The organism is Metabacillus hrfriensis, from assembly GCF_030127205.1.
Taxonomy (GTDB): domain Bacteria; phylum Bacillota; class Bacilli; order Bacillales; family Bacillaceae; genus Bacillus_P; species Bacillus_P dongyingensis.
In genome coordinates this window covers 1,514,517-1,532,736 of record NZ_CP126116.1, presented here as the reverse complement: position 1 = coordinate 1,532,736, position 18,220 = coordinate 1,514,517, and the positions used below count along the sequence as shown (strand labels likewise).

Annotated in this window: 15 protein-coding genes and 1 pseudogene; 10 read left to right on the top strand and 6 right to left on the bottom strand. The window is 37.5% G+C overall.

All coding sequences use genetic code 11. From position 1 onward, the window contains the following. Positions 1-145: 145 nt before the first annotated feature. Complete coding sequence (locus QLQ22_RS07585; RefSeq protein ID WP_223440843.1) at positions 146-706, top strand: NAD(P)H-dependent oxidoreductase; 561 nt, start codon at positions 146-148, stop codon at positions 704-706. 81 nt (positions 707-787) lie between these two features. Here QLQ22_RS07585 and QLQ22_RS07580 read toward each other — a convergent pair whose 3' ends face one another. Together QLQ22_RS07580 and QLQ22_RS07575 are read right to left on the bottom strand one after the other, a co-directional pair. Further along, positions 788-1,150, bottom strand: a complete 363-nt coding sequence (locus QLQ22_RS07580; protein WP_223440842.1) for a winged helix-turn-helix transcriptional regulator — start codon at positions 1,148-1,150, stop codon at positions 788-790. 434 nt (positions 1,151-1,584) lie between these two features. Further along, positions 1,585-2,484 carry a DMT family transporter gene (locus tag QLQ22_RS07575; RefSeq protein WP_284016370.1) on the bottom strand — a complete coding sequence of 300 codons (900 nt, stop codon included), beginning with the start codon at positions 2,482-2,484 and terminating at the stop codon, positions 1,585-1,587. Between the two features lie 480 nt (positions 2,485-2,964). Here QLQ22_RS07575 and QLQ22_RS07570 point away from each other — a divergent pair, with 480 nt between their 5' ends. After that, entirely contained in the window at positions 2,965-3,591 is a 627-nt protein-coding gene (locus tag QLQ22_RS07570; protein WP_284016369.1) for a LysE family transporter, read from the top strand. 3 nt (positions 3,592-3,594) lie between these two features. Here the strand turns inward: QLQ22_RS07570 and QLQ22_RS07565 are convergent, their stop codons facing one another. Further along, positions 3,595-4,374, bottom strand: coding sequence for a YqcI/YcgG family protein (locus QLQ22_RS07565; protein ID WP_223440839.1), 780 nt, complete (start codon positions 4,372-4,374; stop codon positions 3,595-3,597). An 89-nt stretch (positions 4,375-4,463) separates the two neighbouring features. Here QLQ22_RS07565 and QLQ22_RS07560 point away from each other — a divergent pair, with 89 nt between their 5' ends. The 7 genes from QLQ22_RS07560 to QLQ22_RS07530 all read left to right on the top strand — a co-directional run bounded on the left by QLQ22_RS07560 (position 4,464) and on the right by QLQ22_RS07530 (position 11,691). After that, complete coding sequence (locus tag QLQ22_RS07560) at positions 4,464-5,183, top strand: MOSC domain-containing protein (protein WP_252208360.1); 720 nt, start codon at positions 4,464-4,466, stop codon at positions 5,181-5,183. Positions 5,184-5,487: 304 nt separating this feature from the next. Beyond that, on the top strand, positions 5,488-5,742 hold the full coding sequence (locus tag QLQ22_RS07555) for a hypothetical protein (protein ID WP_284016368.1): 255 nt from the start codon (positions 5,488-5,490) through the stop codon (positions 5,740-5,742). A 21-nt stretch (positions 5,743-5,763) separates the two neighbouring features. Beyond that, the gene (locus QLQ22_RS07550) at positions 5,764-6,615 is read left to right on the top strand and encodes a dimethylarginine dimethylaminohydrolase family protein (protein ID WP_223440833.1); all 852 of its coding nucleotides are present in this window, start codon (positions 5,764-5,766) and stop codon (positions 6,613-6,615) included. Positions 6,616-6,660: 45 nt separating this feature from the next. After that, positions 6,661-8,328: a ribonuclease J gene (locus QLQ22_RS07545; RefSeq protein WP_284016762.1), complete on the top strand. Its 1,668-nt coding sequence runs from the start codon at positions 6,661-6,663 to the stop codon at positions 8,326-8,328. A gap of 552 nt (positions 8,329-8,880) precedes the next feature. Then, a complete protein-coding gene (locus QLQ22_RS07540; RefSeq protein WP_223440831.1) occupies positions 8,881-9,720 on the top strand; it encodes a manganese catalase in 840 nt (279 codons plus the stop codon). 177 nt (positions 9,721-9,897) lie between these two features. Continuing rightward, the gene (locus QLQ22_RS07535) at positions 9,898-11,262 is read left to right on the top strand and encodes an amino acid permease (protein ID WP_284016367.1); all 1,365 of its coding nucleotides are present in this window, start codon (positions 9,898-9,900) and stop codon (positions 11,260-11,262) included. Positions 11,263-11,274: 12 nt separating this feature from the next. Continuing rightward, a complete protein-coding gene (locus tag QLQ22_RS07530) occupies positions 11,275-11,691 on the top strand; it encodes a hypothetical protein (RefSeq protein WP_284016366.1) in 417 nt (138 codons plus the stop codon). A gap of 78 nt (positions 11,692-11,769) precedes the next feature. Here QLQ22_RS07530 and QLQ22_RS07525 read toward each other — a convergent pair whose 3' ends face one another. Next, positions 11,770-13,002 carry an MFS transporter gene (locus QLQ22_RS07525; protein WP_284016761.1) on the bottom strand — a complete coding sequence of 411 codons (1,233 nt, stop codon included), beginning with the start codon at positions 13,000-13,002 and terminating at the stop codon, positions 11,770-11,772. A gap of 173 nt (positions 13,003-13,175) precedes the next feature. Here QLQ22_RS07525 and QLQ22_RS07520 point away from each other — a divergent pair. Then, positions 13,176-13,340 (top strand): annotated as a pseudogene (locus tag QLQ22_RS07520) (DUF4025 domain-containing protein); the annotation flags it as partial. Positions 13,341-13,430: 90 nt separating this feature from the next. Here QLQ22_RS07520 and QLQ22_RS07515 read toward each other — a convergent pair. Then, positions 13,431-16,232 (bottom strand): pullulanase, encoded by a 2,802-nt coding sequence (locus QLQ22_RS07515; RefSeq protein WP_349654971.1) that lies wholly within the window; start codon positions 16,230-16,232, stop codon positions 13,431-13,433. A gap of 976 nt (positions 16,233-17,208) precedes the next feature. Next, the gene (locus tag QLQ22_RS07510) at positions 17,209-18,201 is read right to left on the bottom strand and encodes a nuclease-related domain-containing protein (RefSeq protein WP_284016365.1); all 993 of its coding nucleotides are present in this window, start codon (positions 18,199-18,201) and stop codon (positions 17,209-17,211) included. Between the last annotated feature and the right edge of the window lie 19 nt (positions 18,202-18,220).

Below are 18,220 nucleotides of genomic sequence, written 5' to 3'. Positions count from 1 at the left end.
CAGGTCCTCCTTATAGAAAAAATATTTTTATGACTGATTTGACGCTCACCTTTATGTAAGTACCTGTACTAAAAGTGCATACTTACATATTTGCAGTTTGCACTTTATTATCAAAATATAAATAATACTTTAGGAGGACAATTCTTTGAAAACTCTTGTTATCGTAACACATCCCAGCATAGAAACATCCGTTATTAATAAGCGATGGGTAGAAGAACTGAAAAAGTATCCGGAAAAGTTTACTGTTCACGAATTGACTAAAGTTTACCCTGATGGAAACATAGACGTGGAAAAAGAACAAAAATTGGTTGAATCACATGGTAATCTTGTTTTGCAGTTCCCTATATATTGGTTTAATTGTCCGCCTCTCCTTAAAAAATGGTTTGACGATGTTTTAGCTTATGGATGGGCTTATGGTTCAAATGGCGGAGATAAATTAAAGAATCGTAAAATTGCTTTAGGTGTATCTGCAGGAATCAAAAAAGAGGATTATAGTAAAAATGGAAGATATCAGTATACACTTGAACAACTATTAGTTCCATTTGAAACGACTTTCCTATATTGCAGTGCAGATTATCGTTCGTTCTTTGCGTTTTATGGCAAAGAAAATGAGCCGGGTGGAAACGAACAAGAAGAAAATGAGTCGGGTGCAAGCGAATTGGAAAAAAGCGCTCAGGATTATTTGAATTTTGTTGACAACCTATAATAGGCAGCTTAATTAAAGCTATAAAAAAGAAGTATTTTTATTGAGGAAATACTTCTTTTGATTTAAACAAAATAGCTACGCCTACCTCTGTACATCCTCCAGAATTGGCAAACGGTTTTTCTCTCCCCACTCGCACATCATATTTAACAATGGAACGAGAGAAAGACCACGGTCAGATAATGAATATTCAACTTTTGGAGGCACTTGGGGAAATTCCTTGCGTATGATAAGACCATCTGCCTCAAGCTCTTTTAACATGATGCTTAGCGTTTTAAAAGAAATGATACCGATACTTCGCTTCAGCTCATTATGCCGCATAACCTTATTTTCAGACAGCCAATATATAATGATCATTTTATATTTACCGCCTATTAAGGACAACGTATATCCAAAGCCAGTGTCTTTTCGTTCAACGCCAGTCGGAACACAGGTTTTGCGTCGCATAAGTTACACTCTCCTTTAGGTAAGTATATGAAATAGGCATCTTTTACAATAGATCATTATGCAATCTTATTGCAAAGGATGTATTGTAAAATCGCTATAAAATTTTGCTATATCTTTAATTCCAGTAAATTTTAACAAAACAACCCTTAGATTGACTGTTAAAAAACTTCTTCTTTATTCAATTAATTGGCCATTATACAGAAGAACTTCTGAATCCGCTTACTCCGTTAAACTGGCCTTTCCTTCAATAAGAAGAGACGACACTTTGTTAAGCAATCGCCCCCGATTGGTTGAAGATTACTATTTAAGCTGGTTAGCTCAATAAGCCTATTAAGTTAAATAGCTAGATTTTCTTCTGGATTCTTTGTCAATAACCTGAGATTCCATTCATTAAATGAGTGCAATTATTAAATTAATAAGTAAATTCCTTCTTACTAAATCCTGAAAGGCAGCTTCACATTCTGATTTCTTATTCCAAATCCTAAAGCAATTGCAGCGCCAATACAGCTAAATAGGCAACCAGCAAATAAATACACTGATGAATCTGACTCACCGATAAAAACAGAGGCCACTCCACCAATAGCTGGGAAAAGAGCGACCATATAGCCGCTTTGAGCTCCTCCAATTCTTTCTACAAGCTTCAAATAAAATAACCATGCCGCAAATGAAGCAACCAGAGTTAAATATAACAACGCAGATAAGTATGAAACAGATCTTGGAATTATAAATTCTTGACCTTGGAACAATACAATTGCCCCCATCAATATACTGCCCACTGTAAATCCAATTGCATTTGCATAAATTGGATCAACCTTTCGATTAGCATTTCTTGCCGAGCTGGCGTCACCAACTGACGTCAGAAGTGTACCTAGGAAAGCAATCATAATTCCTTTTATGTCATTGAACCCTTGAAAATTTTCCAAAGTCGGATAGATAAGAATACATACGCCCAATACACCTAGAGTTCCCCCAATTAAAACCCGTGAATGTAATTTTTCTTTTAAAAAAATTCGGAGAGCTATCGGAGTCAGAATCACTTTTAACGAAAAAACCAGTGTTACGATTGCTGCCGTACTCAAAATTGTGGCGTAATAAAGGCACAAATAGCTTAATGCAAAGTTACATATACCAAACACCATTACAAATGGAATATCTTTTCTTGCTGGTCTCCCCTTTGGGCGAAGGAACCAAACAAGAACCAAAAATAAAAAGGATGTTATAACTAAACGATAAGTTAAGGATAATTCCAAGCTTACTGGTGTTCCTTGAATTTTTACCGCAATAAAATTAAGTCCCCATACAATCAAACAAAATATGTACATGAATCTTATCATGGTTTTACCTCTTCCTGGTGTCTGACTAACAATGTTAATGAATGATTACTTTATTTATTTTAACAAATTCTTTAAAAGGAAAGAGATATTAATTCCGGACTATCTGCATTTTTTATTCGACAATATGGCCCTTTAACAAAAGTAGAAAGAAAATTGAATCCTCCACAATCCTGCCCTTTCATATTATAAGGGTGCTAATTATGTAACTATTTCTACTCAAAAACGGTTGAAATCCCTTGTTATATCAACAAAAACAGCAGGTCTAATTCATATGCGAATTACCCTGCTGTTTTAATGCTATTTACTGTTTTCTCTCCTTAAACGGAACCCCTTAAAGTTATTCTGAGCGCTTTATGTTTCTCCTTAAGTAATACCTCGTCCTCATTTGAATAAAAGTAAAGCTATTTCTTTAATAAAAAGTGGTACATGCCTATCCTTAGGAATATGCTTACATATAAAAATAATTTGGAGGGCACCGCTTTGAACATTTTCTTAACCTACATGATCCTTGGTATTTCTCTGGCAGCACCTATTGGTCCTGTAAATGCAGCTCAGCTTAATCGCGGTATAAAAAAGGGATTTTTTCATGCATGGATTTTTGGGATAGGAGCGCTGCTCGCTGATCTTCTTTATATGATGCTTGTATATTTTGGTGTGATTCACTTTATTGACTCTTCATTTATGAAAACGTTTCTTTGGATTTTTGGTTTCTTTGTCCTTATTTACTCAGGGATCGAAAGTCTTTTGAGCATAAGAGAAATACATATCAGGAATGATGCTTCTTTGAAAAATTCGGGCTTAAGCTCATTTTTATCAGGATTTGTCATGTCTGTTTCAAATCCGCTGACCATCATGTTCTGGTTAGGCATTTATGGATCAGTTTTAGCTAAAACTGTTTCCAGTTCCAGTGTCAATCAGCTTCTATTATACAGTACTGCTATCATCTGCGGAATTTTAATCTGGGATTTTACAATGGCCGCAGTCTCAAGCTATGCAAGAAAGTTCCTTCACTCTAAAATATTGATCGCAATCTCATTCCTCTCATCATTATCGATGATTGGATTTGGAATCTATTTTGGCTATCATGCATGGGTGATTTTATTTTAAAACTCAAAGATTATTCTTATTTTTCTTAGACTCAGAGTTTATGTCATTTTTCCCATAGCCTGAGAATGGACAGGACTTGGGTGATGAATGATCATCCCGCAGGAAATACTGCTTCCATTCATAATTATCTTCTTTCCCATACTGATTCAAATCCGGATGAGGGGAAATTGTATCATATTGATTTAATCTTCTCCTTATCTCTTTTTTTACTTTGCTGCTGAGGATTTTATTCTTTTCGAATTCATTTAACACCCAGCGTGGTGTAATTGCTAACATGAGATAAGGAAAAAAACGGCTATTTCTGTGACGATGACTGGGGGTTGCACAATACATAAAGTACTTTTCCCCAGCGAAACAGTACTCCCAGAGTTTATTTTCCGGATCTGTTGGTATGTCTATTGGCCATTGCTCCTCATCGAACTGCTTTATGCTTGATAATATCTTCCAAAAAAGAGCCTCATAATTCTCCGGCGTATATCTTTCAGTTTCAGGTATGTTTTTAAAGAAAACAATAAGTGAAGAGTATGTTCCAGTCGTTTTAGAGATTTCGGAATAATAGGTGAACTTGCCGGCAAAATCAGAGAGAGAGTTCATGTCAAGCGGATCATCTATGAACGCATATCTAAAGTGATTCATAGCAAACCCTTGTGTCGCTGGTATGCAAGGAAATTTAAGCTCCTTGTTTTGTATTTTTTCTGAGAATAAATGAAATGCTTTTCTTTCCCAGTCGCCAAGTATAGCTTCGTTTTTATCAAGGCTGATTTTATCATATATGAGCTTCACGTATTATCCCTCCTCCACCCAATTTATTTTTGGGAACGGGAAAGGGTGCGCGTATAAGATGAGAAAGCTAAAAGGAAGGTGAAAATCTTATGATAATTGGTAATGTGAAAGAAATAATAAGGTATCCGGTAAAATCATTTCACGGGGAAAAAATTAATCAAGTAAATGTATTGGGACATGGATTATATGGAGATCGAAGTCACGGATTCAAGACTGGGGACGGGAAATATTTAACTCAAACACAACTGCCTGAGATGACAACTTTTAAAGCACGTTTTAAAGGTGATGAAAAACCAGAAAACTATCCGCCTGTGGAAGTTATTTCAGCAGAGGGAACAGTATTTGCTTTTGAGGATACAGCCCTCCTTGAAAGGCTTGAGAAATTATCTAAAAAGAGGCTAACCCGCATAAAACATCATCCCGCTTATACACCCTTTGGTGCAATCGAAGTTGAAAACATTCTTCTGGTGACTGATGCCTCAATAAAATACATCTCTCACGTCTTAGACAATGAAGTAAATCACCTCCGTTTTCGGCCAAATATCGTCATAGATTTATATAATAAAAAACCTTTTTCAGAGCAAACCTGGGCTGGTAAACGATTGAAAATTGGGGATGTGGAAGTTGTTATTAAAAAAGGCTGTGAACGCTGTTCCATCATTAATATTGATCCTTCCTCCGGCATCATTGATCGAACGGTGCTAAAAACGGTCTTTAAAGAAAATCATAATATTTTTGGTGTGTATGCTGCTGTATTAAAAGAAGGATCTGTCAAAACCGGTGACATGATCACATTACATGATGGCTGATTACGACAAAATGCGATAGAAATGAAAGCTTTTATAAACCAGCTATGAAAGCATGATTTAATCTTGAGTGGAAAATTTGCCCTTAACACAGACCAAAGTTTATCTTAACAGGGATTTCATTTATCTGTATGAGTCTTATGTTACCTGAGCACAATATAAAGAAAACGTGCTGCAAGCAAAAGCCCCAGCAGAAAATCATGCATTCAATCAATCAATTTGAAGCAGTTAAACTAGTTCAACGATAATCTGGTTTTATGAAAGTGAAAAACAAAATTATGATCATGCGTCTCTTGGAGGAAAGATAATGGAACATACTAATTTTGATGAAATGCTCGAGCTTGTAGAACAAGCAAGAAATGCGGTGATTCACGCCCAAATGAATTTTAACTCCGATGAATACCAAAGAGCCTTAAGAGCTTTAAAGTTAGCTAAAGACCAATTAAGCACTGTTATGCACCAGGAGTTGCAAAATGAAGAACAGGCAACGATGGTTCATCATGCTAAAGAACATTTAATGCATTTAAATGAAACACTAGTTGCCCTGCAGAGCATCAATTAAAACAATTTGGAGGATAATGGAATGCATCAAGAAGATAAATCAGAAGTAAGCTGCTTTTCCGAATATGATTCTTTAAAGAATGTAATCCTGTGCGAACCAAGATTTATGAGGATCAGTCAGGTCATTAATGAGACTCAAAGAAGATATCATAAAGAAAATATTCAAGTGGAAAAAGCAATCATTCAACATCAATCTTTTGTTAATGCTCTTAAAAATAACGGAATCGAGACTCATATCCTTCCTTCAAAAGAAAAATATCCAGAACAGGTTTTTACTAGAGATATCGGATTTGCTGTAGGAGAGGTTTTATTTATTTCAGATATGAAAATGCCAATCAGACAGGGAGAAGAAGGAATTCTAAAAGAATGGCTTAATACCATTGGAATAAAGTACATAGACCTTGTCGAAGATCAGACTGAAGGCGGCGATGTTATTATTGACCGTAAAACAGTCTATATTGGTTTAAGTGAAAGGACAACAGCCGGTGCCATTGAGAAAATCCAATCACATCTAATAGATTATACGGTCATTCCTATCCCTATTAAAAAAGAAATTTTACATTTAGATTGTATCTTCAATATTATTTCAGATACAGAGGCCCTTATTTATAAAGATGGCCTCAATGAAAGTGAATATAACCTTTTAGCCAATCGATTTGATTTAATTGAGGTTTCTAAAGAAGAACAGTTTTCTATGGGTGTTAACGTACTTTCAATAGGAAATAGAAAAATCATCAGTTTGCCTCAAAACGCAGAAGTCAATCAGCAATTAAGCAAGCGCGGGTATGATGTGATTAAAATTGATTTTAGTGAAATTATAAAGTCAGGCGGATCATTCCGCTGCTGCACGCTGCCAATTAAACGAATTCCGTAATTCACTCTCAAAAAAGTTTAGATACATAGGAGGATTTTTGTTTTGATGACTAGTGAAAAGCTTTCAATATTTGCACTTGGCGGATTAAATGAAATCGGTAAAAACATGTATGCCTTACAGTACGATAATGAAATAGTAGTCATTGACTGCGGATCAAAATTTCCCGATGAAAGTCTATTGGGAATTGATTTGATCATTCCTGATATTGCTTACCTGCAGGAGAACAAAGACAAAATCAAAGGTTTAGTGGTTACTCATGGACATGAAGATCACATCGGTGGTATCCCCTATCTTTTAAAACAGCTGAACCTCCCAATTTATGCGAGTAGGCTTACTTTAGGATTAATCGAGATTAAGTTAAAAGAACATAACCTTTTGGCTGAAACACAACTGATAAGAATTGACTCAGAATCAAAAATTGATTTTGAATTTCTAAAATTAAGTTTCTTTAAAACAAATCACAGCATCCCTGATTGTCTTGGCGTAGTTTTTAATACCCCTGAAGGAACTGTTGTCCATACCGGGGATTTTAAATTTGATTTGACCCCGGTAAATAATCAGCATACTGACATACATAAAATGGCCAAAATAGGCAGTGAAGGCGTTTTGCTGCTCTTATCAGAAAGCACAAATGCTGAAAGGCCAGGATTTACTCCTTCCGAACAAATCGTAGGAGAACATATAGAAGAAGCTTTCATAAAAGCTAATCGAAAAATTTTCATCTCTACTTTTGCTTCAAATGTAAATCGTGTTCAGCAGATCGTGAATGCTGCAAAAATAACGAATCGAAAATTAGCCTTACTCGGACGAAGTATGGTTAATGTGGTATCCGTGGCTATCGATCAAGGATACCTTCAAATACCCGATGGCATGCTGATTGAAGCACATGAAATCAATCAATTGCCTCCTGAGCGGGTAGCGATCCTTTGTACTGGAAGTCAAGGTGAACCAATGGCTGCTCTCGCCAGACTTTCAAACTCCAGTTATCGGAATGTCGAAGTATTGCCTGAAGATACGGTGATTTTTTCAGCTTCCCCAATCCCAGGTAATGAAAGAAATGTCTCCCGTATTATAGATAACTTGTTTAACTTAGGAGCAACTGTCATATACGGGTCTGGCAGTTCAACTGGAATGCATGTTTCAGGCCATGCCTATCAGGAAGAACTCAAGCTGATGCTGACTTTGATGAAACCTAAATATTTCATCCCTATTCATGGAGAATACAGAATGCTCCACCATCACTGTTTACTGGCTGAATCCGTGGGTGTCGCAGCTGACAATATGTTTGTTATGAAAAATGGGGATATTGTAGACATTTCGAATCAGACAGCCGTTCAAACTCGTTCAATACAAGCAGGCAATGTATATGTTGATGGTTTAGGTATTGGCGATATTGGCAATATCGTTTTAAGAGACAGGAAACAGCTTTCAGAAGATGGGATGCTTGTTATCGTAATCACTTTAAGCAAAACGGAAGCAAAAATCATTTCCGGTCCAGATGCTATATCTCGAGGTTTTGTTTATGCACGTGATTCTGAAGCGCTGTTGCGAGAGGTTAATCAGCTTACAAAAACAACTGTAAATTCACTATTAACAAAGAAAAACCACCAATGGAACGCAATCAAAAAAGAGATAAAAGAAAAACTTGGGCATTTTTTATTTGTTCAAACTAAGAGAAGACCTATGATCCTTCCCATCATTATCGAAGTTTAATAAAACAGGAATGATCTGCTCTTTTTAAATGCCCTGGTTTAACAGAAATGAACAAAAGTACATCTAACTTTTTTAAAAAGACTTCTATCTTTACGATAGAAGTCTTTTTAAATGTTAAGAAAATCAGGTTTGAGAAAGTTGTTTTTATTTAGAAGAACAATTAATTTAAAAAAAGGTTTTTATTAAATGTTCATCTCTCTCACATGCAGAACAAAGATAATTTATTTCTAAAGCATCTTCAGTTATTGTGTGGAGTGTTTCTTTTTTGCAGTTTTCACAATATCTTGTTGAATTTGTTTCAATCAATTCCTCACCTGCTTTTAGATTATTTACGAATATTTTTCCACACAAAAACGGCCTTATCCATATAAAGTATGCCACTTTTAAAGTCAGGTAAAACTCATTTTCACTTTATACTCCCTCTTTTACCTAATTGACCAGAAGTATGACTGCTGGTTAATTCATCTTTTTACTCTTCCAACGTTTTGTAAAAGAATTACCGGGTATGTAGATATTGTAAATATAATCAATATATTAGGAGGAGAAATTTAAATGTTCCGACATCAGAAAAATTTGCAATTTGAAGTGAAAGTAGACAACCCTGACCCAATGCTGGCCCGTCAAATTCAAGAAGTATTAGGTGGACAGTTTGGAGAAATGACCGTTATGATGCAGTACCTCTTTCAAGGATTTAACTGCCGCGGTGAAGAGAAATATAAAGACATGCTGATGGATATTGGAACAGAAGAAATCGGTCATGTAGAAATGCTTTGCTCATTGATAAGTCAATTATTGGATGGTGCCTCCCCTGAAGATCAGGCAAAAGCAGCCGAGGATCCTGCAATGGCTGCCATCATGGGAGGAATAAATCCGCAGCATCTGCTTGTAAGCGGTCTTGGCGGCTTGCCGTCAAACTCTAATGGTGTACCATGGAACGGGTCATATATAGTGGCAAGCGGAAATCTCTTGGCTGATATGCGATCTAACTTGCATGCTGAGACTCAAGGCAGACTTCAAGTATCCAGGTTATACCACATGACAAAAGATGAAGGTGTACGTGCAACATTCCGTAAAATGCTTGCCCGTGATCGGTATCATCAATATCAGTGGATGGCCGCCATTCAGGAACTAGAAGAAAAGAATGGTGTCGTCGTACCTGCTTCGTTCCCTCCTGAAGCAGAATTAGAGTCCCAGGAAGAAGCATACAAATTCTGGAGCTTATCAGAAGGAGAAGAATCAGGCAAGGGCCCATGGGCTAATGGCAGCGCTCCCGATGGAACCGGTGATTTTGTGTATGTTTCCGATCCTGAACCTAAAGGACAAGTGCCGAAACCTAAAATACCTGCCGATCATTTGCATCATGATTTAGGAAAACACCTAGTAAAAAATTAATAATAAGACACTTTTATTTTTCCTTCCTTAACAAGCCAGAATTCTGGCTTGTTTTAATTTGTAAAAGAACTAAAAGCTCGCTTAAGCTTAACGGAAAAAATACATATATCCCTTCCAAATTAAAATACATATTCAATGACTTTAAATCGAACAATAAAACTGTGAAGGAGGGGTTACATGAGCAGCTGCACTCCAGGCAGTTCTAATAAAAGCAGCTCAAGCAGCGGAGATTTAAAATGGTGGCAGTTATCTTTAATCGGAGTCGGCTGCACCATTGGAACCGGATATTTCCTTGGATCAAGCATTGGAATTATGATTACTGGTCCCTCCATTGTCATTTCTTTTTTCCTGGCATCAATAGGTACATATATTGTCTTTAATGTTCTGGCAAAAATGACAGCAAAAGACCCGCAGGAAGGATCCTTCTGTTATTATGCAGGGAAAGCATTCGGCAAATGGGCAGGATTCAGCTGCGGGTGGAATTACTGGGCCTCCAATATCTTAATTATGGGCAGTCAGCTTATTGCCCTGTCTATACTCTCTCAATTTTGGTTCCCAAATATAGCTTTATGGATTTTTGCCGTTTGCTATGCGATTCTTTCCATCCTGGTTGTTATTACAGGCACCAAAGGGTTCGATAAGACAGAAAACCTTCTTGCCATATTAAAGTTTGCTGCGATTATCATGTTTATTATTCTGGCAGTTCTGGCACTTATGGGATTCATTAAAGGCCCCCAAAAACCGGAAGTGTTTGCTGGAGCATTTGATCTTTTCAAGGATGGATGGAAAGGATTTTGGGCTTCATTGACATATGCTTTTTATGCCTATGGAGGAATTGAAGTAATTGGTCTTATGGCCATACAGCTTAAAAAGAAGGAAGATGCGCCAAAGGCTGGAAAAGTGATGCTCGTCTGTCTGACCGCCGTTTATGTCATTTCTTTGGCACTTGCAGTATTGTTGGTGTCCTCTGATTCTTTTCATGAAAAAGAAAGCCCATTTGTAACGGCATTAACTGGATATAACCTTGTGTTTTTTCCGCACGTATTTAATGCAGCAATTATTATCGCTGGATTTTCTACTATGACTGCTTCCCTTTTCGGTGTAACGAACCTTCTTGTTACGTTGTCCAAAGATGGAGATGCTCCAGCTCTTTTTTCTAAAAAAAGCAAGAGATTCAAACAGCTTCCTATCCCTTCTCTTGCATTAGCATCAATAGGACTTGTTGCATCCATCATAACAGCCTTAATTCTGCCGGGAAAAATATACGAGTATATAACCACTGCAGCAGGAATACTTCTTCTGTACAATTGGTTTTTCATTATTATATCTTCCTTAAAACTGCTGAAAACGAAATGGATCACTAAACTTGCTTCATATCTTGGAATTGTATTGATTTTTGCTGCTGTAAGCGGAACGTTAATGGACAAGGCCGTCAGACCAGGTTTTTACATTAGTCTGTTATTTGTGCTCATTATCTTTTTAATTTGCTTAAAGATGAAAAAATATTGGAAACAAGAAAAAATAAAAATTAGATATTATTAAGGAGTGACTAAAATGGGGAATTCAAAAAAAGAACAGACTCCTACAGATGATGCAGTCTTGCTGATGTTCCTGTCCCTTGCCGAAAATGACGGCATAGAAGTAGCGATTACCCTGAACATTCAGGGAGCCATCGTTACAGGCATATTAATTGGTTCCAGAGCTTATTATGACGGGATTACGGAATCCTCCCTTCATTTAAAAGACGATACAATGTCCAAGATTATTGCCAAACGATTTGGTGACTTAAGAGATGAATACTTAAAACAAAAGCAGGAACAAGGGGATAAAAAAGACGATGAGGAAGCTGCCGCAACCTATATTCACCTGAAAAACGCAAAATATAATCAGCCGGCAATGACTGCTTCTGCGTCCTGGTGGAGAGGAAAAATTTCATCCATTGACTCGTTTTCATTTGATTCACTGATTTAAATGCAGAAAGAACTCTATTTCGAGTTCTTTCTTTTTTACTTGAAAATAAATTGCATCCGGCATTTAACCAGATGCAAGTCAAAAGTAAATCATTTTCCTTTTTTCAGGCTTTGCTTTGAAATTTTTTATCACCAACCACAACAGGAGAATGCCTGTAATACCAGCTATTATAAAACTCAGGTTCAAATAATTTTTTGTCACCGCAGTCATAATTGGCGGCCCTAAGGCAACACCGATGAACCTTGCAGAACTGTAAAATGAGGTAATCGTGCCCCGTTCTTCCTTCTCGATATTTTCTGTTACAATTGCATCCAAGGTAGGAAGCATGGCCCCAATAGCCATACCAATGATACTGGTAACAAAAAAAAGCCAAAAAAAATCATTTTTAACGTAGCCTATAAACGGAACACTTAAAGATAAAATTAAAAGGCAGAAAATCGTGATGATTCTCATTATTTTCATATCACCCTTTATACATTTACCTGTTATAAATGCTGAAGTGCATAAAACCATAAGGGGAATGGCTAACAAAAATCCTTTTTTGATTCCTTTTAGTAAATATACTTTTTCAAGATGGTTTGATAAGAAGAATAATACAGCGAATAAAATAAGCATAACAAATGCTCCAAGGGCGAACAAAAGGTAGAGCCATTTTCCCTCTTGATGAAAGGTCTTTTTTGTTTTTGAAAGAAATTCTTTAAAAGCAGCCGGTTTTTCTTTCCTTTTAGGAACCTTTATAAAAAAGAAAACAAGAAGAATGGAAATTAAACTAAAAAAAGAAATGGAAAAAAACGGAACAAACCATAGTATGGAAGCGAATAATGATCCGATAATTGGACTGAGCACTTTTCCAAATGTATTGGATGTTTCCACTACACCCAGGCATGAACTTGCCTTTTCATCATCGTTTTTATACAAATCCCCTACTAAAGGCAGGATGATGGGAGAGGCACCTGCTGCTCCTATCCCCTGAAGAATACGCCCAAGAATGATCATCGTATATGGATCACTTAACTTCCAAGAAGCAAATCCTGCCACTAATCCGCCGATGAGAGCAATAAACAGACTGGGTAATATCACTGCTTTTCTTCCAATTCGATCAGATAAGTATCCTGCAAATGGGATAAGGATAATGGACGCAATCGAATAACTGGTAATTACCATACTTGACTGAAAAGGAGTAATCCCAACCTCTTTTTCAAAAATCGGCAAAACAGGGATAAGCATTGAATTGCCGAGTGTCATAACGAGTGGAATAGAAGCCATACTTACTATGCACCACTTGCTTAGTTTGTTCTCCTCACTGACCATGGATGCACCCAAATCTTTGACCTCCTGCTTGTTAGGATTAGATCAGACCTTTCTTAGTATTTTCCTCGTACTCTTAAGTATGTACAAACCGGCTATTTTAATGATTTGGAATGTTTTACTGACATAAGAGCATTCTATAAATAAATACACATGAATGAGGTGCATGAATGATGAAAAAGAAAAACACACAATCATCAGAAATTGCAGGAAAACAATTTGATGTTTCTAATTATGAAGGTGAAACACAATTGGAAAAAGGACTGGCCGAGACTCATGAGCAAGTCAGTGATGATTATTACGAGGGAACCATTGACCAGCAAGTTAAAGGGGATGAATAAATAAAAAGGCCAAATGGCTTGGCCATTTGGTCTTTTATTATCTTATATAAATCTTAGCAAGCCACCAAGCCGATTGTAGCATCTACGCGGTTAACGGCAAGATGGATGTTTAGGGCTAGCAGGTTTTTTATTGCTTCCTTTTATGACAACCGTCGTTAAAGGTTCGATTGTAATGGAATTTTTTTTCAGCTTGAATCCAGATGCTTTTTTAACTTTTTTTGCGCCTGCTTCGTCATTATCGACTACAATTACGCCTTTTCTTAAATCCTCGGAAAGAGTAAGCGTTCTTGCTTTTGTATCTGCATTTACGAATACAGAGTAAGCTTCTTTTCCATTGGAAGATACGTTTTTATAGCCGATGACTAAATCTGAATCATTCATTTCAGGAGCATCAATCATCGTAACATTGGAATCAACTAACTCCTTGCTTCCTAAACGGAAAGCATCAGTTGATTTTCTCAGTTCAATTAGACCTGCCGTGTATTCGCGAGTCGTGTTATTAATTGGATACGCGCTATCATCTGTCGCCTTTTTCCAGTCGAATTTGTTGATGGCATCTGATGAATCGTATGAATCGTGAATGAAATAACCAAACACTTTGCCAGATTCATCCTGAAGTGCGTGGAATTTCTGTTCAGGCACTCCTTCTCCAAGCCACTGTTTCGTTCTTCCATATTCCTGGCCAGCATGCAGGAAGGCTGTGCCCTGCGAAGTGAGAATCATGGAGTTTCCTAAACGGATTCTGTCATGAATTTCTTCATTGTTTGCAGGAATGGCCGGATCTTTCTTGATTGATTGAGCGATGACATCATACAATGGCAGGTTGTCATGCGCTTCAATATACTGAACCATATCACCAGAATCATCTGCGGCAGTATTGGTAGGCTGCCCTTTAATATTTTTCATAATAAGATCAATGCTTCTTGCTCCGCCTGTCAGGAATCGCAGTTCTCCTTCTGATCCGAAACCAGACTTCAGTTCATTGCGGATTTCATCTGAGAAAACTCCGACATCATCTGTTTTGTTCATCCAGTCCTGATCGGCACCCTTGCCTGCAAGAGATGGATCTGAAAGATGGCCGCCGAATGTTCTCCAGCCTTCGCCGATGAATAAGGCATTTTCATTAATTTCTGCAGCAGCATTGTAGGCATTCTGAATGGAATCGTACGTAGCATCACCCATCATATCAAAACGCATGCCGTCAATTTTGTATTCTTCAAACCAATATTTAACGGAATCAACCATCAGCTTTTCAGCCATAACGTGGTTTGTTGCAAGGTTGTTTCCGAATCCGCCGATAAAGTTTCCATTAGCATCCTGGAAAGCATAGTAGTTCGGGACAATATCATTCAGCATGCTTGCTTTTGCCATATGGGTATACACCACATCAAGCACAACACCCATTCCTGAATCATGCACCGCATCAATGAGCCCCTTTAATTCTTTGATTCTAAGCTCAGGATCTTTCGGATCCATTGAATAAGCTCCGTCAGGTGAAAAATAACTGTGAGGATCATAGCCCCAGTTATATTCATTGTTTGCCGCAGAATACTCAAGCTCGCGTTCTCTCATATTCGTTTCATCGCCATAATACCAGGCCATCACCGGCAACAATTGAACGTGAGTCACACCAAGAGATTTGATATATTCAAGCTTATCTTTAAACGCGTCATACGTACCCCAGTCAGATGTTAAATCTTCTTCAATGGAAGGATCTGATGTAAAATCTCTGACGTGCACTTCCCAGATTACAGCATCCTCTCTTTTTTCATAGCCGTCAATCTTCGCAAAATCAAGTCCCTTCGGATTTGTTTTTGCAAGGTCAACAATGGCTGCTTTCCCCACCGTATCACCATCTGGACCTGCTTCACCTTTTGTATTTACAGTGAAAGGAGCCATAGATTTTGCATAAGGGTCGAGAACTTTCTTTGTTTCCCCGCCATTTGTTACTTCGTATTGATAATAGTATCCTTTTAAATCAGAGATTCCAAGATTCTTTGGCTTCGCTTCAACTGACCAGACTCCTTTTTCTCCCATAGCTAAATTGAGCCTGCCAATCTCTTTTGCTGCATTCTTTTTATCATAAAAAACCGCTGTAACCTTGCTTGCTTTAGGTGCCCATAGTTTCAGCACTGTTTTGCCAGATTGATAGACAGCTCCCAGATCATCGCCATCATACGAATAAAGCTCATCAATCATTCTCCAGCCTTTAGTTGCCGTAATTGATTTACCGCCGTATGCAACGGTGTAAGAATCATTCGTCAGTTCAGCAGAAGTACTTACTTCCACTGTAGAACCGGATATTATTTTCACACTTTCAACTGGAATATCTGTGCCGTTTTCATCCTGAATTTTTATAGAAGAAAGCAGTTCCTCTTCCGTTAACCCTTCTGTTCTTGTCAATCCAATCAGAAGCTTTTGTTTTGAAACAATTTCTGCACTGACTATACCAATCGGATTTTCCCATTCAGATGATGTGTAAACCGTGTCATCTGCATTTTTAATCCAGAGGTGATTGTAGTCCTCAAGCATCGTGAAAACTTTGTCTCCGCCTGTTTTCTCGCCAGTCACGCGATTGACAACAAGGAAACCAAGTTTCTTCGCGCCTTCTTTCACTTTCACATCGATGTAGCGTCCATGCTCGTCGGTTTGCTCTTCAGTAAACGGCACAGCATCTTTAGGCCACTCTTTTGGCGCTTCCGCTACATCCTCCCATAACCACAATCCAAGGTCTTTGTAGTTTTTATCGTCTTTGACATAGTGAATTCTGACCGTGTTTTCAGGCAGATCAGGGTCCTTTTCAGCTGCGTTTGCTTTTGGCAGCTGTAATGCTGGAATTACCATTGAAATAAATAAAATAAAAACAAGTGCACTTTTCAATAATCTTGGCATCTTTCAACCTCCCTATTATTAGCTTGTACTAAATGAAACTTTGAAACTGGTAAGAAAGTGTGTACGCGGATAGTTCTTGCACGGTGTGCAAACGATTTCATAAAGCGTTTACATTTATAATTAAAAGGAAAAATATGCTTTGTGTCAATAATAATTTTGAAAATTCTACAAAATATATATTATGGGAGAACCCGGCTGTTGGCCTGGCTCTCCCTTTTGAACGCCACTTTAAATTCTGCTATTTGCAAGTAGGCAGGCTATTTCTAGCGCGGCAAGTCTCCAATTAACGCCCGTTTACTGTATAAAGTGATCTTTTTCTAGAAAAAGACTATTTCTCCTGGACACTAGAGTGAGCATTTCTATTAATTCCGAGATTTTCAACCTTTATTCCAAGACTTTTTGAAGGAATTCCTAGACTTTGCGGTTTTTTTCCGAGACTTTTGAAAATAATTCCGTATAAATGTGAACGGCACATCAAAAATTGGCTAATCGAAAGCATGTAGGCTATTTTTAGCGCAGTCCCCTCTTCAATTGGTGCTCATTTACTGTTTAAAGTGATCTTTTCTAGAAAAAGACTATTCCTCCTCGATACTAAAGTGACCATTTCTATTAATTCCGAGACTTTCAACCTTTATTCCAAGACTTTTTGAAGGAATTCCTAGACTTTGCGGTTTTTTTCCGAGACTTTTGAAAATAATTCCGTATAAATGTGAACGCCCATCAAAAATTGGCTAATCGAAAGCATGTAGGCTATTTTTAGCGTGGTCCCCTCTTCAATTGGTGCTCATTTACTGTTTAAAGTGATCTTTTCTAGAAAAAGACTATTCCTCCTCGACACTAGAGTGACCATTTCTTTTAATTCCGAGACTTTCAACCTTTATTCCAAGACTTTTTGAAGGAATTCCTAGACTTTGCGGTTTTTTTCCGAGACTTTTGAAAATAATTCCGTTTAATTGTAAACAGCTTCTCTACATGCCTACAACAAACCATCCCTGTATCGTTCAATCAGCGAGGTCAAATGATATCGTCTTCCCTTGGTTTCTCCGGAGTGATCAATATTCAAGATTCTTAATAAGTTTAAAGCAGATGTATCTGAAGAGATTTGTAAAAATTCTCGCATCTGTTTATTAGAAATGTCTGAAGAAATCAAAAGAGCATAATCAATTAATGAATGGACGTACGCTTTGCGTGAGGTACCGCTGCACTTTGGACAAACCCACGAGTAATGGACTCTACTTATGGGCAGCTGCATGCATTTCGTACAATAAACTCCCTTAATAAGATCAGATTCTTTAATCTTGAATTTGGTCAAAATTTCTCTGATCAAAAGAATATTTTTCTTCATAAGAATACTGGAAAGCTTTTTCAATTCCTTATCAGATAGTATGGGAGTTTGATGATTGGTCTCGAGGTTTTTCAATTCAAGCGGAAGCGCAGCACTATGAATAATTTTGGTGCCATTTCTAATCATTTTGGACGTGGGTTTAATAATAGTTGATGGATTGCTGATGACAATGAAACCTTTAATTGGAGGGCACGTGATTTTATGCTGAAGGATGAAATTTCTCAGAAGGGCTTCTTGACGGCCGACTTGCAAATACGGGTCTGCAAAACCTGTTTCTTCGCCGTTTTTTGTCCGAATGAGCTGACTGAATTTTTCATCAAAATAGAGGGTGCCGGAAATGTTTTTAACTTCTAATACAATGAAAAGATTCTTTGAGGCAATCAGTGAATCAATCTGAAAATTGCGGTCTTCGGAGGAAAGACGGAGATCGTGGAATATGTGATACTTTTTTTGATCAATACTTGATAATTGATAATCCAAAGACTTCTCTCCGTTGAAACCTGCCTTGCTTTTTGCCAATTCCTCAAGGATGTGAGGACGCTTGGGATGATTTGCGGGAATTCTCCTAAGCAAAGCTTCATATTGGAGAATAATTATGGGGAGTTTTCTTTCTTTTTTTATCATATACAGCTCCTTTCTGGAT

What these genes read in the sequence shown, in the direction of transcription:
- QLQ22_RS07580 (WP_223440842.1), bottom strand. Translation starts at nt 1,150, where the DNA reads ATGCGACGCAAAACCTGTGTTCCGACTGGCGTTGAACGAAAAGACACT.
- QLQ22_RS07575 (WP_284016370.1), bottom strand. Translation starts at nt 2,484, where the DNA reads ATGATAAGATTCATGTACATATTTTGTTTGATTGTATGGGGACTTAAT.
- QLQ22_RS07560 (WP_252208360.1), top strand. Translation starts at nt 4,464, where the DNA reads ATGATAATTGGTAATGTGAAAGAAATAATAAGGTATCCGGTAAAATCA.
- QLQ22_RS07555 (WP_284016368.1), top strand. Translation starts at nt 5,488, where the DNA reads ATGGAACATACTAATTTTGATGAAATGCTCGAGCTTGTAGAACAAGCA.
- QLQ22_RS07550 (WP_223440833.1), top strand. Translation starts at nt 5,764, where the DNA reads ATGCATCAAGAAGATAAATCAGAAGTAAGCTGCTTTTCCGAATATGAT.
- QLQ22_RS07545 (WP_284016762.1), top strand. Translation starts at nt 6,661, where the DNA reads ATGACTAGTGAAAAGCTTTCAATATTTGCACTTGGCGGATTAAATGAA.
- QLQ22_RS07540 (WP_223440831.1), top strand. Translation starts at nt 8,881, where the DNA reads ATGTTCCGACATCAGAAAAATTTGCAATTTGAAGTGAAAGTAGACAAC.
- QLQ22_RS07535 (WP_284016367.1), top strand. Translation starts at nt 9,898, where the DNA reads ATGAGCAGCTGCACTCCAGGCAGTTCTAATAAAAGCAGCTCAAGCAGC.
- QLQ22_RS07530 (WP_284016366.1), top strand. Translation starts at nt 11,275, where the DNA reads ATGGGGAATTCAAAAAAAGAACAGACTCCTACAGATGATGCAGTCTTG.
- QLQ22_RS07525 (WP_284016761.1), bottom strand. Translation starts at nt 13,002, where the DNA reads ATGGTCAGTGAGGAGAACAAACTAAGCAAGTGGTGCATAGTAAGTATG.
- QLQ22_RS07515 (WP_349654971.1), bottom strand. Translation starts at nt 16,232, where the DNA reads ATGCCAAGATTATTGAAAAGTGCACTTGTTTTTATTTTATTTATTTCA.
- QLQ22_RS07510 (WP_284016365.1), bottom strand. Translation starts at nt 18,201, where the DNA reads ATGATAAAAAAAGAAAGAAAACTCCCCATAATTATTCTCCAATATGAA.